The organism is Rhodopirellula sp. SH410 (genome assembly GCF_055811895.1).
The window spans coordinates 5755940-5769679 of sequence record NZ_CM147949.1; the positions used below are offsets into that span (position 1 = coordinate 5755940).

Consider the following 13740-nt stretch of genomic DNA (forward strand, 5'->3'; position numbering starts at 1 on the left):
GAAGGTCTCCCATGCGCCCCGACGGAAAACCCGCCGCTGTCCCCCCCCGCGCCTATCGTCGCCATCGATAGTAAAAGCGGTTCCTCTCGATCGCGTGTGGGAGCATGCGATCGACCCGCAGACCAAACATCGAATTCTGCAACTCCTGTCGCAAGCAGCGGCCAAGTCATCACTGAAGTCGCCCCGCGGCGAGGAGGACAGTGATGAATAATTTTGCAATTAGCGCGAAGGCAGTTCTCGAAGCGAGCCCAAGGAACTTCCTTCATCCGAAAGTGACGGCGGAGCATCTCGAGCTTGATGCGGCCGTGTATGTCAGACAGTCCACCTGTGCCCAACTACGAGATCATCAGGAATCAACCGCACGTCAGTACGCGATGAAAGATCGTGTCATTGCACTGGGCTGGGAGCCCGACAAAGTGATGGTCATTGATGACGATCTTGGTCTCAGCGGAAGCGGCAGCGCCCAGCGAGAAGGTTTTCGCCGACTGCTCGAATTAATCACCGATCAAAAAGTCGGTCTTGTCGCGGGACTCGAAATGAGCCGCTTGGCTCGCAACTCAAAGGACTGGAGCGATCTGTTTGAAGTATGTGCGATTTTCAATACGTTGATTGCAGATGAAGATGGTGTCTTTGACCCCCATGATCCGAACGATCGACTCGTCCTGGGCCTCAAGGGAATCATCAGTGAGATGGAACTGCACACCATGAAGGTCCGACTGGAAAGAGGGCGTTTGAGCAAAGCTCAGCGCGGGGAGTTGTTTCACGATGTTCCGGTTGGCTATGTCCTCGACGCGCGTGGAATGCCACAACTCGATCCTGACGAATCCGCACGTCACGTGATGAAAATATTCTTTGAACAATTTCAAGTGATTGGTAGCTCTCACGCCTTATTTCATTATTTGTCTGAGCATCACATTCGACTTCCGTTTCGCAACCGACAAGCAGGGGTCACGAACGAGATCGACTGGCGTTTGGCGGCCAAGACGACCGTTTACGAGATGCTCAAACACCCGCTCTACGCTGGCGCGTATGGCTATGGACGTAAAAAAAAGTACGGTCTTAAATCACCACAAAAAACGTCAAAAAAACATCTTCCGCCCGAACAGTGGAAGGTGCTACTGCTTGATCGACATCCTGCTTACATTACATGGCAGCAGTACTGTGATAACCAACAACGTCTGGCCGAAAACGATAGTCGTCCCGACCGCAGTGGTCCGGTTCGCGGTGGCACAGCGTTGTTAGGTGGAATCATCAAGTGCGGCCATTGTGGTCGTCGCTTGTCGGCCAACTATCCGAAGAATTCTCATTCAATGTATGGCTGCTTTCGCCACCGAACGGTCGCCGCTGCCACGCCATGTCACAGCTCGATTCGTTGTGAGATATTGGATAGCTTCGTTGAAAGTAAAATCCTTGAAGCTCTCTCGCCAGCAGGCGTCGAACTGAGCCTGCAAGTGATCGAGAATGAAGAGACGCGGAGGCAACAAATGGAGAAACTGTTTGTTGATCGCGTCGAGCAAGCACGTTATGCAGTTGAGGTTGCTGAGCGAGGCTATCGTCATGTTGATCCGGCCAATCGTTTGGTAGCGGCACAGTTGGAAAACAATTGGGAGCAGTCGCTCATTGAACTGCAAGCCACTGAGCAGGAATTGAACGAGCTACGAGGCCAAGTTTCAACAAAACTCGCACAGGCTCAACGCGATGTGATCCTTCAGTGTTCTCGCGATGTGCATTCACTTTGGAACGAATCGTTAAGCATTGTCGATCGTAAAGAGATCATTCGACTGCTACTACAACAAGTGATCGTAGCGGTCCAGAACAACACTCAGCGTGTCGACGTTCGATTGCAGTGGCGAGGTGGATATGAGAGCGTCTACGAGATAACACGAACGGTCACACTGTATCCGCAGATGGACAACTATCGTGAACTCATGACACGTATGCTTGAGTTGGTTTTGGAAGGGCGTCGAACTCCTGAGGTGGCCAAGATACTTGAGCAAGAAGGCTATCGTTCGCCGCGGCACACCAAGCCGATTTCAGCGTCGATGATCGGTAAGCTGCTAGCGGACGATCCAACAAGTCGTCAGCAACTGACTGCCCCCGAGCCACTTGATGACCAATGGCTTGGTAGCGATCTCGCATCCGCGATTGGAGTCGCTGAGAAAAAATTGAAAGACTGGGTGACGCGTGGTTGGGCGATTGCCGACCAACGACCGTTCGGACGCGTCTGGTTGTTCTGGGCAGACGAGAACGAGGTACAGCGATTGCGTCGGTTATCTGAGCACCAAAGCGGTCAAGGTCGCCCTGCACCACCAGAATCACTTCGGACCCCGCAACGTACTGTCCGAAAGACAAGCTAGAAACTCACGCAGCTACTGCGTAAGCACACGACAAATTCAACTTCTTCCAATTGAGAGTTTCGACGCATGGCACCGCACGTTTCCAAAAGTGGCCGCGAGCTTTGTCCTCGACGTTACTGCGGCGGGCAATATTCTCGGCGAGACAGCGCATGTACCAGCTCACGTCAGACAATCGCTGACGCCGCGAGGCAAGAACCTCCGGCTGATTCAGGATCATGTTCAGTTCCGGTCTCGTCGGCACAGCAGGGCTGCCGTCAGGGTTACGACGTTCGGGGAACAGCCGCAGCCAACGCTGGGCGACCTCTTCGTCCGACCACGCCGCGACGACGTCCGGGCGACTTCGTAAGACGAGGTGCAGGTGATTGCTCATGATCGAAAAAGTCAGGCAATCGATCGCGAACACGGAGGCGAGGAACTCCATTCGGTCGCGGATCCAGCCCCTGCGGTGCTCGAAGGACTCTCCTGTAACGGGATCGGTCCCACAGAGCCACGCCTTGCGGACGCACCTCTCGATACAGTGGAGGATCTGAACCTCATTCGGATCGATCACTTCCCCACGAGCTTGCCTGGGCATCTTCATCACCTCCGTCAGCGTCACGGTCTTGAGCAGCGAAACCATCGGCAATGGTACGCAAGCCGCGATCGAAGGCAACCATTCATTGCCTGTCCCTAATCTACCCTGTGGATGTTTCCATCCGGTCAGGCGATGTGCTGGCCGATCCGTCGACTGGCCAGTCATTCATGCTGAGTCGCGGGCAGTTCAGGAGTCACTCCCCGGGATTGCCCGCGCCCCGACGACCACCTCAACGATGAGGAGTCGCGCCGGAGGATGGATCAAGGGAACCTGCTCGGAGGACGTGACGGGTGTTCCGTCACGGACGATGAGCAACCCCTAAACCCGGAGTGATGCCGATCCGATATCCATGTGGGCCGAATTACTCTCATGTCACTTGCCTTTCGCGATTTTTGCCAATTCAGCGTCACAGATGAATCCGACTTCATCGGCCGCAATCATCGCGTTGGCCCAAAGCTTTGCCTGTTCGCCTCCCGCTTTGGCAACCGTCTTGATCACCGGCTTCAAGCAATCTTCGATCTCCTCGGTCATCAGTCCTTCGTCACTGCAAGCGACTTGATAGCTTCCCTTCCGCATCAGATCAAGCGATAGCCGTTTGGCCTCTTCGAGTTCTCCGGTTTCGACAAGCCGTTTCAGACCGGATTGAACAGCCTCGTAGGCGCCGTAGTTGTAGTCAAAATTGTAATTCAGGCGTCGTTCATCAACCCGTGTCGCCTGCACGATCGCGATTTCAACATCCGTCACGAGAAGCGTTGTGGGCTTCTCGATCTTGAGCCGGCGTTCAAGGTCGCGCTGAATATCGACGTGCTCATCGGCATACTCCCCAAGCAACTCGACAAGCTCCGCCTTCTTTAATTTGGTCAAAGCGGTTCGCGTCAATTCACCGGGTGAGACTTTAAGTTGACTCGGGCGTTTACTCGGTTTAGAGGTTTGACGTTTCATTTGAAATTCAGTCCTTCGGCTTTGAACGCTCGTTTCAGATGTCGTATCGTAGGATATTTTTTTGCAAGACGTTTGGCTGCTTGGTCGGTAAGCCGTGTACCCTGATCACCCGGCAGTGCATCGCGTAGTTCAGCGAGCAGTTTCGCGGCCTTGGAATAGTTGCCCGTCGATCGAGTTTCAACCAGCCGCTCGACTTCTTCGATCGCTGAATCTGGATCACCGCGAAGCTTTTCAAGATGTTTTTGAAGCTTCCTTTGCTCGGCGGTCGCTTCCCTTTTTTCCCGCGTCGCCGTTTTTCCACTGGCCAACTCTCGCAGTTCCGCAAGTGTTCGAGTTCCCTCGGCAACCGGCCACGTCGATGCGCCGGAGTTCTCGCGAATGTCGGCAAGCGATTCGGCGCGCACCGCAGCGGCGTCGCCATCAAGCACACGTCGCATGAGGCCCCGAAGTGTCCCAGCGGTTTGTGATTTCAGCCAGCCATCAAAATTGGGCTGCGAATCAGCATTCTTTGCAAGTGCAGTCGACTCGGAAGCGGCGGCGGCGAGCAAATCCACATCAAGCTCATAGAACCCAGTGAATGCCTCCAATTCCGGAGATAATTTCTTCAGTCCCGCCGGCACCGGCGGCTCGACAACTTCCTCATCCCAATTGCACGCCAGCCAACCAAGGTATAGCAACCGAGTATCGCCACCGATCAAAGCGTCGCGAATCTTGGGCAGCATCGCCGTCATCCGGTCAAATTCGAAATAGTCTTCGCAGTAGCTGCCCCCATCGGACTCCGGCTGAATCGAAAGTACGCCCCCCTTGCCTCGCGGATCTTTTTTCCATTCCAAGCAATAGTCCAGTTCGTATTGCTTCAGCATCTTCGCATCGACCGGCAGCCCCAGCGGCAAACGAAACATCAGTTTGCGAATGCCAAAGTTCGCGTAATGCAGATGCACGTCATAGCCACGCCGCATCATCTCGACAGCGTTGCCGCAAAAATCACTGTAGTGATACTCGACTTCAAACTGCCACCGCGACACATCGGCCCGTGAAGATTGTCGCTCCATATAGGCAAGCTGTTTGTCGTCAAGCGGTTTGTCAACCGCCGCGAATTGGATGTATTGGAATTCGCTCATACTGTTACATTCCCTCAGTTTGCGTCACGATACCGGGCACGAGATTCTCTCAGATTCCAATCTCCCGACAAGGACTCTCGGTGCTGACGAATCCGATTTACTCGTGCGACTGAATTGCTTCCTGAAAAGCCTGTTCAGGCGTGGGATGGAAGATCGCAATCAGCGACGATGTCTCCCAGCGTTCTGGTGCTATCTCGTTAGGAACGTGGGATCAATAACTGGCGTAGTGGATCTTGTTAAAGATCCATCCAGAACAGGATCTTTAACAAGATCCACTACGGTAAACCCGTCACTTATTGTTCCTGGTGTCCTTAATAACACTTCACTGCTGGAGGGTGAAGAGAGTCTCTTCTACCAGAGACCATTTATCGGTAGGCTGGGTCATGAGGGAAATTGTCAGATTCATGCTGATGCGGCATGATGGTGACGCCGCAGGTTGCCCGTTGCGGAAACCGCCAGACTCTGGACGGCATCGACTCCTCCGATCCAGTCGCTGGTGAGATCGGCTACCCCGAAATCAAAGATTGACGAAACACTTTCCCTGCGATGCTCAAAATACGAGATTCCACGATGAATAAACTGCATAGCGTCCGCAAACACAGCATGGGAAATCGACGAAAGCGAGGACGAAAGCGATATTGCATATACTGCGGACACACACCGCGCCGAGGCCAGGGAATCTGCCGCCAATGCGAAGCCCGCCCCAAGGCAGAGAATATCAAGCGACGGAGAACTTGTTTGGCATTTGAAACGCTATTTGGCTTTCTTATGCAAACAAACATTTCGGCCGGAAACATCAAAACCATGCAGTCAATGAGCGACATCGAAGACGATTCTTTTCGCTCCCTGCTGTTCATCGTTCAGGAAATCGCAAGCCTCCATCCCCGCAAGCGTAGGCGTTGGAAATGGCTCCAAAACGAGCAGCCAAGCCTATGGCACCGGATCCGCGACAATGAAAGTTTGGATTGGTTGCGCGATGAGCAAGAGATGACAGCATGCTGGGATTCCGACGAGTTCGAGCACAACATCAACAGCGATCACATCAACAGTTTGTTCGCCGAGTTGGCGTATGACGCGCAGCAAGTAGACGAAGCAGATTCGTACTGGGAGTAACAGTCGTACAGTCTGCCATCACTCGGCCAAACGCGTCAGATCGTCGCTGTACCGTTCGTTGATCTTCGTCAACGACTTGTCGAGGCGAGCTTGCCGGCTCTTGTTGCGGACCGGCCTCACCAAAATGGCGTCACCGTTGGTCGTCAGTTCGAGCTTAGTGTCGGGCGTGATTCGCAACATTTCTAGGATCGGTTTGTCGATCACCAGAGCCAAGCTGTTACCGTGCTTGATCAATGATTTTTCCATCGAATGCATCCTTTGGCCGTGTACACACAGTGCAAACGCTTTTTCTCCAGCACAGCAACACAAAATGCGGCCGTTTTCGGACGAGAGAGGATCAAAGCCTTGGGTGAGACCATTCGCCTCGAACGGCGAAGGTGCCACCATGAGTCTGACATTACTACTTGAAAGCACCACCAACGGCCAACGCCAGCGACGTCTGAACCGATGGTCCGCCTATCGACAGCTAGTCGCCCAAATCTGCGACGGCAAAGAACCGACGCCGACGAGATCGCCAGCGTTCTGGCCGACAACGAACAGACGCGCAAGCGGGCCGTCGCTATCGTGAGGGAACGCGAGCTAGGTCCAACGCTGAGTTCATCAGCAAGATTGAAGGCGGACTTCAGGAACTGGAGGAAACACAGTACTGTGTTGAGTTGCTTGTCCAATCCGGTGTCCTCACTGAGGAACGACTCGATTCTCTCATGGCAGAAGCCGACGAGCTGACCGCCATCCTGGTAACCTGTGCCAAGAACGCAAGAAACCGAAACAACTAATTCATCCTTCATCCCTCCACCTTCATCCTTCCAACATGACTGACGCAGACAAACAGAACCTCATTGAACTGCTCGATTCGCTGGTGATGGCAGCGGTTCCTAAGGCGTCCAAAGTCGCGAAGTACGGCGGGACGCTCTACACGTTGAGGCCCGACGAGAAAGAAGGCCAGTTCTGCGGCGTGTTCCCATACAAAGCTCACGTGCAGTTGTCATTTGCTCAAGGTGCTTCGCTCGACGATCCGGATGGATTGTTTGAAGGTGGCGGCAAGTTCCGTCGGCACCTGACGTACAAGAGCATGGACGATGTCGATGCGAAAATTGTCAAGCGATTCACGAAGGCTGCATCGAAGTTTGGAGACGGGTAGTGATGTCGAGTGAGCGAGACAAAATGCTGGCCGGCGACCTGTACGATCCAAGTGATCCAGAGTTGGCGGAAGCTCGGATGATGGCGAGGGAGCGTTGCCATGTGATTAATACAACCGCGCCCCGTGAGGAGAAGCTACGTCGCAGCATTTTGAAAGAACTGTTCGGAAGCGGTGGAGACTCAGTCTGGCTCGAACCACCTTTTCGCTGCGATTACGGGACCAACATCTATCTTGGCGAGAAGGTGTATTTCAACTTCGATTGCGTGATTTTGGACGTTTGCGAAGTGCGGATCGGGAGCAATGTGTTTATCGCTCCCGGCGTGCACATCTATGCCGCCACCCATCCGCTTGACGCGATCCAACGCCGCACCCAAGAGTTCGGCAAGCCTGTCACGATCGGAAACGATGTGTGGATCGGCGGCAGAGCGATCATTTGTCCTGGCGTAACGATTGGCGACCGGAGCGTCATTGGTGCTGGCAGCGTGGTGACCAAGGACGTACCAGCCGGCTTCGCCGTGGCCGGCAACCCAGCGAAAGTGATCCGGGAGATTGAGTAACTCGCACTCGAAGTAGTTCAGGGTGCATGACAGGGTTTGTTAGGTAAGTTTGGTTTTGGTCTTGCTGCGGCGATGGCGGAAGCCATCGTTTCGCTGGCCTCGACGATGCCAGAAGGCGTCTCGGTCGTGCGTTTCGCTCAGGTCGTCCGCCTTGAGCTGCAGCAGCGGCTCGAGTGACTCATCTCGCCAGAACTTTTCGGTGCCCTTGATCCGCTCGTTGATTTGTTTCTGAGCCGATTCCACCGGCGACGTGGTCACTGGAAGTCCGGCACGCCGATACTCCGCATACTTCATCCGCGAGGCATTGTTGCTCAGGTACGTGATCGCCCGACGCAAGTCTTCGGGAACCTCTTCGTGATCCGCTGCATGCTCCTTCATCGCGGTGATCACCCGAGCGACGTCACCGCTCCATGTCCACTGCAGCCACTGGACATACAACTGCCAGCCGTCTTCGATCCGGCCGCACGATGCAATCGCCCCGCCGTAGACGTAAGCCAACGCGTGCATGATGTCGACGATCGGCGTGTAGTGCGAGAAGTGAGTCGCCCACAACGACCAGTTCACTTTCAAACCGTCGCCCATGAACGCTTTGACTTTCGCTTTGTTGAAGCCACGCCGATGGGCTTCGGCGGCAAGCGCCAAGCCAAGACGGTCGTAGCCCTGCCGGGTCGCAACGATCGTTTGCACCAGCGGATCACCGCCGCTCCAACGCCGGTGATCTTTGCGGGACGACTTGCTGTTTGGGAGGTGTGAATCTGTCGAAGTTGATTGCCTCTGCGATGTCTGGTTGCTCGGTGACGCTTCACTATCGGTGTCACTCGATGAACCGCTACTTCGGTGGATTTCATTGACTTTTGGGATGATCCACAGCGGGTCTTTCAAACACTCGGGCACTTCGGGGTGAGGATCAACTTCTGATGGTTTGGACTGATAGGTTTGCAACACACCGGCCTGAGTCTCTCGCCACCAACGGTGCTTTTTGTCACTCGGCTTTTCCTCTCCCCAAAACGAATCGCGAATCTGAGCGCGACCGCCGTCGCCCTGAATCACCGCGGCACGTCCGCTCCAACCGTTCGCCGGTGCATCGTCGCTTTGGCCGTGTTGTTGCTCGGGGATGCTCGCGGCGGTGTAGCGGTCGATGGCTTGTTGTTGTTCGTCGAGTCGTTCGTTGCCGATGCGAATGGCGATCCGCTGACATTGCTTGGCAGAGATCGTCAGTGCGGCGAGGTCCTGTAGGTTGCGACTGGCCACGGCATAGGATCGGTCTCTCGCTGCGGCGATGGTGACCTTTTGCAGAACCGCAGGCGTTTGCTCGATGTCGATGTCACACTGCAACGTTTTCATCTGAGGGAAAAAAATCGAGGCGGCAAGCCTCGCAGTGAGATACATCGGTTTTGAATTTCACTTGGCCTCGTCTGCTTTGCAGCGAGCGATGCTGGGCCTTTTTGGGCGTCATTGCCTTGCCGCATTTGGGGCAGGCGGTCACCGGCTCAGCCTCTTGAGATTGCTGGGCCAGCAGTTCGCTCATGACGATTTGAGTGACCCGGTCAACTTCCTTGATCGTCTGTTCTTCGATCGTCATCATGTTGGCATTGGCGAGATCGGGGATCCCGCCACCCTCAACAAGACGCTGTACGACCATGTCGGCGATTTCTTCAGCGGTCGGTCGATTCGGTGCCGATTCCATGGCAATTTCCCTTTAATGTGTCACCCAAAGCTCCCAGACCTCCCGGTTGCATGCTCAAAGTGTAAATCATCCAAGGTTTCAAGCCGACCCCAATCCAAGCTGCAAACCCGGTCATGCACCCAGTAGTTCAAGCACTCCAATACTGAGGTAGCCCCAGCACTTGCGAACACTTTACCGTTCCCGCGTTTGCCGCGATCGCTCCATTGGCTAGTTCAAGTACCATCCAAGCATCGGCGTGTTCCGATGGAATGGGGTGTGGTGCCAGAAATCCCAACGGTCCGCCAGGCTGGAATCCAAAACGTCCGTAGTAGTCAGGATAGCCTAAGACGAAAACCAATCGGACGCCCTCCGCTGTGAGTCGATGAAGTCCCTCACGGATAAGTCGTCTTCCCACTCCCGTTCGCTGATGCGATGCGGCGACTCCGATGGGAGCGAGAATCATCGCGGCGACATTCTCTTTCGACGACTCAACGGACACGGAGGTGAAAAGAACATGGCCAACCGCTTCATCGTTTGCTTCCGCGACAAGCGACAGCATTGGTTTCGCGGTCTCGTCATCGAACAAATCATTGACAAGCTGAACGATCGAGCCGCCCTCTTCTCCGAAAGCAGAATGGTGAACGATGGCAATTGCGTTTCGATCGTCATCCCGAGATTCTCGAATTTGAATTTCGTCGGTCATGATTGCCGTGCCAATAGCACGAGAATGCAACTGCCATCGTCGATGACAATGATGCCGGCTTCGCGTGCGGATTCACTGGCCTGCTCGTCTTCAGCTCCGGGTTGCATCCAAATGTGCTTCACTCCGGCTGCGATTGCGTCGGCGACGACTTTGCGAGTGACCTCGGGTGGCGTAATGATCGAGAGAGCTTCGGGGACGAGCGGTAGGTTCAAGATCGACGGGTAGGTCTCACGGTTGGCAGCGAGCAGGGCGCGGAAGACTTTGTTGCCGTACTTGGGTTGACGATTGGATGCACCGGCGACTGCATAAGTTCTTGCCTCGAGAAACTGTTCGATTGAGTTCATTGTGGCGAGTATTTCTTGGGTTTCTCGGCGTTTGGTGAAATAGAAACTCGGATTCGCGCATCTCAATTTTTGTGAAAGCGAGATTTTACGCGAACCATCGGGATGCGAAAGCGTCTATCTCTCCGAACACACAAGTCACATTCATGGACAAGCGAGTAACGAGCTTTCTGATGTTTTTACAATTGAATATTCAATCCAGTCAACTCGAACAGATACACGAAGGCAATGCATTCGGCGGGCAACCGTTGAATATTAATAATGCCCCGGCGTATCCGCGTCTGATGTGACACTCGCTTTCATTAGCGAACGACTTCTTCATGAAGGCTCGGTGTCACGCAGACACCTGAGCCTTTTTTCGTGTCCGCATTGCAGCGGGCAACCCCACAACGAACCCAATTTGGGCTGGTAGCTGAGACGGTCTAGCGGCGGTCTGAAGAACCGCAGACGAAGATTCGAGCGCCTCCCGGCCCACTGACAAGGAAGATATGCGCCGACGGCAAGCGCTGCGGCGGTGGAAGCAACACAACATCGGATACAGGTGCAGATGGAAGCACGCCTGGTTTGGGAGCAGGAGACGGTTTTCATTTGTGGGTGGCTCCGCCACGGGGCGGTTCGGCTCCGAGGTGTCCGACTTTTGAAACGACAACATGGTAGTCGAGGGCTGGTCGCCCAGGCCTTGCTGATAACGAGGTTGTGCCGAGTTCGATCCTCGGGGCTACCACTTTGGAAGTTTGAAGAGTGAATGGTGAAGAGTGAAATTTCACACCTCACCCTTCACATTTCAAACTTCAATTGATTTTTGACAATTTGGTAGTGATGCATTTTTGCGCCCATGATGTAGCGGTAGCCTGCTGCCTTGCCATGGTGCGCCCGGAGATGCGTAACTGTTTTTGCCAACGATGGTTGGCTCCGCTGGAAGAACGCGGATAAAGCAGCAACTTACCTTCGCTCGAAAGGATCGGGGGGACAGTAGCATGTTGTCTAAAAGGCACGTGAGGTTGAACATTAACGACCGAGAAGTGTGCCAGCTAGGCTGTATATGGGTAAAGCTGAACTGCCTGAACTCTAGTTTCCTGAGGCCCAGGCTGCCTATCGGGAATGATGTTGAAACCCGAATTTTCGATGTCGCGGGATAAGTCGTGGCTATCACGCGAACTTCCCATCGAGACGGACCCTCAATGAGAGGGACAAGAAACGAACGGAGGCCCTACGTACAGACCGAAGCGGTTACGTAACCCGGGGATCGCCTAAGGGTGGCAACACCTAAGGTGACGGAGTTCCCATAGTAGTTTGGGGTCGGACCTCAAACGAAGGGGAACAGAACACAGGGCTTCAACGACGGGGATGTTCCGTATGGAAACACAAGCTCTCGAACGATTAGAAGCACTACGCAAGCGAAATGTCGATCGCGATTGGTTGAACTCGGATCTTTACCGACTCCTCTACAGGTCTGACCTGTATGAGGTTGCCTACGAAAAGATTCGCTCCAGTCCGGGAAACATGACTGCGGGAACGGACGGAATCACACTCGACGGTTTTTCATATGCAGCCCTTGGTGGCATCATACGGCAACTGCGAGATGAGAGTTTTCAATTCAAGCCAGCGCGACGGGATTATATCCCGAAAGCCAACGGCAAGATGAGACCACTCGGGATTCCATCACCGAGGGACAAGATCGTCCAAGAGGCCATTCATATGATCCTCGAAGCGATCTACGATAGCCCCCACGGTGCCTATTTCCTGGATTGCAGTCATGGATTCCGACCCAATCGAGGTTGCCATACGGCGTTGCGGGAATTCGGCGGTAAATGGAGAGGGGTGACCTGGATCATCGAAGGAGACATCAAGTCTTGCTTTGATGAAATTGATCACCATGTCCTGATTTCGTTGCTCCGGAAAAAGATTGCGGATGAACGCTTCATCAACCTGATTTGGAAAGCCCTCCGAGCAGGTTATCTGTGGAAACGGGAACGATATCCATCGCTCCTTGGTTCGCCACAGGGAAGTATTTGCAGCCCCATTCTTGCCAACGTCTATCTTCATGAACTCGACTGTTTTGTCGAGGTATTGAAAAGGCGGCATGAACGAGGCCAGCGCCGCAAACATAATCCAGAGTATATGCAGGTTGCCAAGAAGCGGCAACGCTTGCTGAAAAAGAGCGAAGGGCAACGGACATCTGAAATCGACGAGCTTACAAAGCGACTTCGATCATTGCCGTCCAAAGTGATTGACGATCCGGATTTTGTTCGGATCAACTATCTCAGGTACGCGGATGACTGGATTCTCGGAATCATCGGTCCACAATCTCTGGCCGTTTCAATGAGGGATGAGGTTAAATCCTTCTTGAAGGATACTCTTCATTTGGAGTTGAGCATGGAGAAGACCCATATTCGACACGCCAGGACCGAGGAAGCGTTTTTCCTCGGGACCCGATTGACGATAGGGGGATCGAAAACCCAGGAAGCCAAAATCGGAAGTTGCCGGTCATCAAGTGGCCGACGCTACCGAAAGCGGGTAACCGGATGGAACCCCGTGATGAAGGCCCCGACCAGCAAATTGGTCGAGAGACTTCATCAGAAAGGGTTCTGTTCCAAAACTGGATACCCAACATCCAAGTCTGGATGGACGCTGCTCGATGCGGATCAAATACTGAACCTGTTCAACAGCATCAATCGCGGTCTGTTGAACTATTATCGGTTCGTGCATAACTTCGCTTCGCTAACACGCGTCCAGTACATCCTGCGACACTCACTTGCGATGACTCTCGCGCATAAGTATCGGATGACAGTCGGAAATGTCTTCCGGAAACATGGACAAAACTTGTGCTTTCGTTGGCAGCTTTCCAATGGGAAGTTTCGCGAACTTCAGTTCGCGGAAAACACAGACTGGCGAAAAAACACGAACGCGTTCATGGTAAACCCGGAACCCAAAGATATTTTGGGCTGGCATGTTACGCTGCGAGGCAAATCTAAACTTGGATTTCCTTGTCTCATCTGCGGGTGTGAAGAAAACGTGGAAATGCACCACGTTCGACACATTCGCAAGATGGGTGATCGAAAGCCAACCGGTTTTCGATCCGTAATGCGGGCACTGAATCGAAAGCAGATTCCAGTCTGTGCTCCATGCCATCAGAAGATCCATAACGGTGACTACGATGGCATACGCCTGACCGATCTTGCTTACGACTTCAAAGCCCAACCGACGTAGCTGTGTTTGGAGAGC

At 53.8% G+C, this 13740-nt stretch carries 14 protein-coding genes, 1 tRNA gene and 1 pseudogene; 7 read left to right on the top strand and 9 right to left on the bottom strand.

Annotated features, from left to right (window positions below; translation table 11 throughout):
* Positions 1–203 precede the first annotated feature (203 nt).
* Positions 204–2357, top strand: a complete 2154-nt coding sequence (locus tag SH410x_RS20930) for a recombinase family protein (RefSeq protein WP_473670462.1) — start codon at positions 204–206, stop codon at positions 2355–2357.
* A gap of 4 nt (positions 2358–2361) precedes the next feature.
* On the opposite strand, the gene SH410x_RS20935 is transcribed toward SH410x_RS20930, so the two are convergent.
* From SH410x_RS20935 to SH410x_RS20945, 3 genes are all read right to left on the bottom strand, one after another.
* On the bottom strand, positions 2362–2976 hold the full coding sequence (locus SH410x_RS20935; RefSeq protein WP_473670464.1) for a transposase: 615 nt from the start codon (positions 2974–2976) through the stop codon (positions 2362–2364).
* A 327-nt stretch (positions 2977–3303) separates the two neighbouring features.
* Positions 3304–3873, bottom strand: a complete 570-nt coding sequence (locus SH410x_RS20940; RefSeq protein WP_473670466.1) for a hypothetical protein — start codon at positions 3871–3873, stop codon at positions 3304–3306.
* Positions 3870–4994 (bottom strand): hypothetical protein, encoded by a 1125-nt coding sequence (locus tag SH410x_RS20945; RefSeq protein ID WP_473670468.1) that lies wholly within the window; start codon positions 4992–4994, stop codon positions 3870–3872. Before SH410x_RS20945 ends, SH410x_RS20940 begins: the two co-directional genes overlap by 4 nt.
* Positions 4995–5807: 813 nt before the next feature.
* Between SH410x_RS20945 and SH410x_RS20950 the strand changes: the two genes are divergently transcribed.
* Complete coding sequence (locus tag SH410x_RS20950) at positions 5808–6107, top strand: hypothetical protein (RefSeq protein ID WP_473670470.1); 300 nt, start codon at positions 5808–5810, stop codon at positions 6105–6107.
* Positions 6108–6125: 18 nt separating this feature from the next.
* On the opposite strand, the gene SH410x_RS20955 is transcribed toward SH410x_RS20950, so the two are convergent.
* Positions 6126–6353, bottom strand: a complete 228-nt coding sequence (locus SH410x_RS20955; RefSeq protein ID WP_473670472.1) for an AbrB/MazE/SpoVT family DNA-binding domain-containing protein — start codon at positions 6351–6353, stop codon at positions 6126–6128.
* Between the two features lie 323 nt (positions 6354–6676).
* Between SH410x_RS20955 and SH410x_RS20960 the strand changes: the two are divergent.
* The 3 genes and pseudogenes from SH410x_RS20960 to SH410x_RS20970 form a co-directional block, all read left to right on the top strand.
* Positions 6677–6883 (top strand): annotated as a pseudogene (locus SH410x_RS20960) (four helix bundle protein); the annotation flags it as partial.
* Between the two features lie 35 nt (positions 6884–6918).
* Entirely contained in the window at positions 6919–7248 is a 330-nt protein-coding gene (locus SH410x_RS20965; RefSeq protein WP_473670474.1) for a DUF1801 domain-containing protein, read from the top strand.
* 2 nt (positions 7249–7250) lie between these two features.
* Positions 7251–7805: a sugar O-acetyltransferase gene (locus SH410x_RS20970; RefSeq protein WP_473670476.1), complete on the top strand. Its 555-nt coding sequence runs from the start codon at positions 7251–7253 to the stop codon at positions 7803–7805.
* A gap of 39 nt (positions 7806–7844) precedes the next feature.
* On the opposite strand, the gene SH410x_RS20975 is transcribed toward SH410x_RS20970, so the two are convergent.
* From SH410x_RS20975 to SH410x_RS20990, 4 genes are all read right to left on the bottom strand, one after another.
* Positions 7845–9149 (bottom strand): hypothetical protein, encoded by a 1305-nt coding sequence (locus SH410x_RS20975; RefSeq protein ID WP_473670477.1) that lies wholly within the window; start codon positions 9147–9149, stop codon positions 7845–7847.
* On the bottom strand, positions 9130–9492 hold the full coding sequence (locus tag SH410x_RS20980) for a hypothetical protein (RefSeq protein ID WP_473670050.1): 363 nt from the start codon (positions 9490–9492) through the stop codon (positions 9130–9132). Before SH410x_RS20980 ends, SH410x_RS20975 begins: the two co-directional genes overlap by 20 nt.
* A gap of 127 nt (positions 9493–9619) precedes the next feature.
* On the bottom strand, positions 9620–10174 hold the full coding sequence (locus tag SH410x_RS20985) for a GNAT family N-acetyltransferase (protein ID WP_473670479.1): 555 nt from the start codon (positions 10172–10174) through the stop codon (positions 9620–9622).
* On the bottom strand, positions 10171–10518 hold the full coding sequence (locus SH410x_RS20990) for a CoA-binding protein (protein ID WP_473670481.1): 348 nt from the start codon (positions 10516–10518) through the stop codon (positions 10171–10173). The genes SH410x_RS20985 and SH410x_RS20990 overlap by 4 nt, the downstream gene beginning before the upstream one ends.
* Positions 10519–10917: 399 nt before the next feature.
* Here SH410x_RS20990 and SH410x_RS20995 point away from each other — a divergent pair.
* Positions 10918–10989, top strand: a tRNA-Phe gene (locus SH410x_RS20995).
* Positions 10990–11292: 303 nt separating this feature from the next.
* Here the strand turns inward: SH410x_RS20995 and SH410x_RS21000 are convergent.
* Complete coding sequence (locus SH410x_RS21000; RefSeq protein WP_473670482.1) at positions 11293–11415, bottom strand: hypothetical protein; 123 nt, start codon at positions 11413–11415, stop codon at positions 11293–11295.
* A 456-nt stretch (positions 11416–11871) separates the two neighbouring features.
* On the opposite strand from SH410x_RS21000, the gene SH410x_RS21005 reads away from it, so the two are divergent.
* On the top strand, positions 11872–13725 hold the full coding sequence (locus SH410x_RS21005) for a group II intron reverse transcriptase/maturase (RefSeq protein ID WP_473670484.1): 1854 nt from the start codon (positions 11872–11874) through the stop codon (positions 13723–13725).
* The last annotated feature ends 15 nt before the right edge of the window (positions 13726–13740 follow it).

Bases quoted from the DNA above. Each gene is read 5' to 3' on its own strand.
- SH410x_RS20930 (WP_473670462.1), top strand. From the start codon at position 204: ATGAATAATTTTGCAATTAGCGCGAAGGCAGTTCTCGAAGCGAGCCCA.
- SH410x_RS20935 (WP_473670464.1), bottom strand. From the start codon at position 2,976: ATGGTTTCGCTGCTCAAGACCGTGACGCTGACGGAGGTGATGAAGATG.
- SH410x_RS20940 (WP_473670466.1), bottom strand. From the start codon at position 3,873: ATGAAACGTCAAACCTCTAAACCGAGTAAACGCCCGAGTCAACTTAAA.
- SH410x_RS20945 (WP_473670468.1), bottom strand. From the start codon at position 4,994: ATGAGCGAATTCCAATACATCCAATTCGCGGCGGTTGACAAACCGCTT.
- SH410x_RS20950 (WP_473670470.1), top strand. From the start codon at position 5,808: ATGAGCGACATCGAAGACGATTCTTTTCGCTCCCTGCTGTTCATCGTT.
- SH410x_RS20955 (WP_473670472.1), bottom strand. From the start codon at position 6,353: ATGGAAAAATCATTGATCAAGCACGGTAACAGCTTGGCTCTGGTGATC.
- SH410x_RS20965 (WP_473670474.1), top strand. From the start codon at position 6,919: ATGACTGACGCAGACAAACAGAACCTCATTGAACTGCTCGATTCGCTG.
- SH410x_RS20970 (WP_473670476.1), top strand. From the start codon at position 7,251: ATGTCGAGTGAGCGAGACAAAATGCTGGCCGGCGACCTGTACGATCCA.
- SH410x_RS20975 (WP_473670477.1), bottom strand. From the start codon at position 9,149: ATGAAAACGTTGCAGTGTGACATCGACATCGAGCAAACGCCTGCGGTT.
- SH410x_RS20980 (WP_473670050.1), bottom strand. From the start codon at position 9,492: ATGGAATCGGCACCGAATCGACCGACCGCTGAAGAAATCGCCGACATG.
- SH410x_RS20985 (WP_473670479.1), bottom strand. From the start codon at position 10,174: ATGACCGACGAAATTCAAATTCGAGAATCTCGGGATGACGATCGAAAC.
- SH410x_RS20990 (WP_473670481.1), bottom strand. From the start codon at position 10,518: ATGAACTCAATCGAACAGTTTCTCGAGGCAAGAACTTATGCAGTCGCC.
- SH410x_RS21005 (WP_473670484.1), top strand. From the start codon at position 11,872: ATGGAAACACAAGCTCTCGAACGATTAGAAGCACTACGCAAGCGAAAT.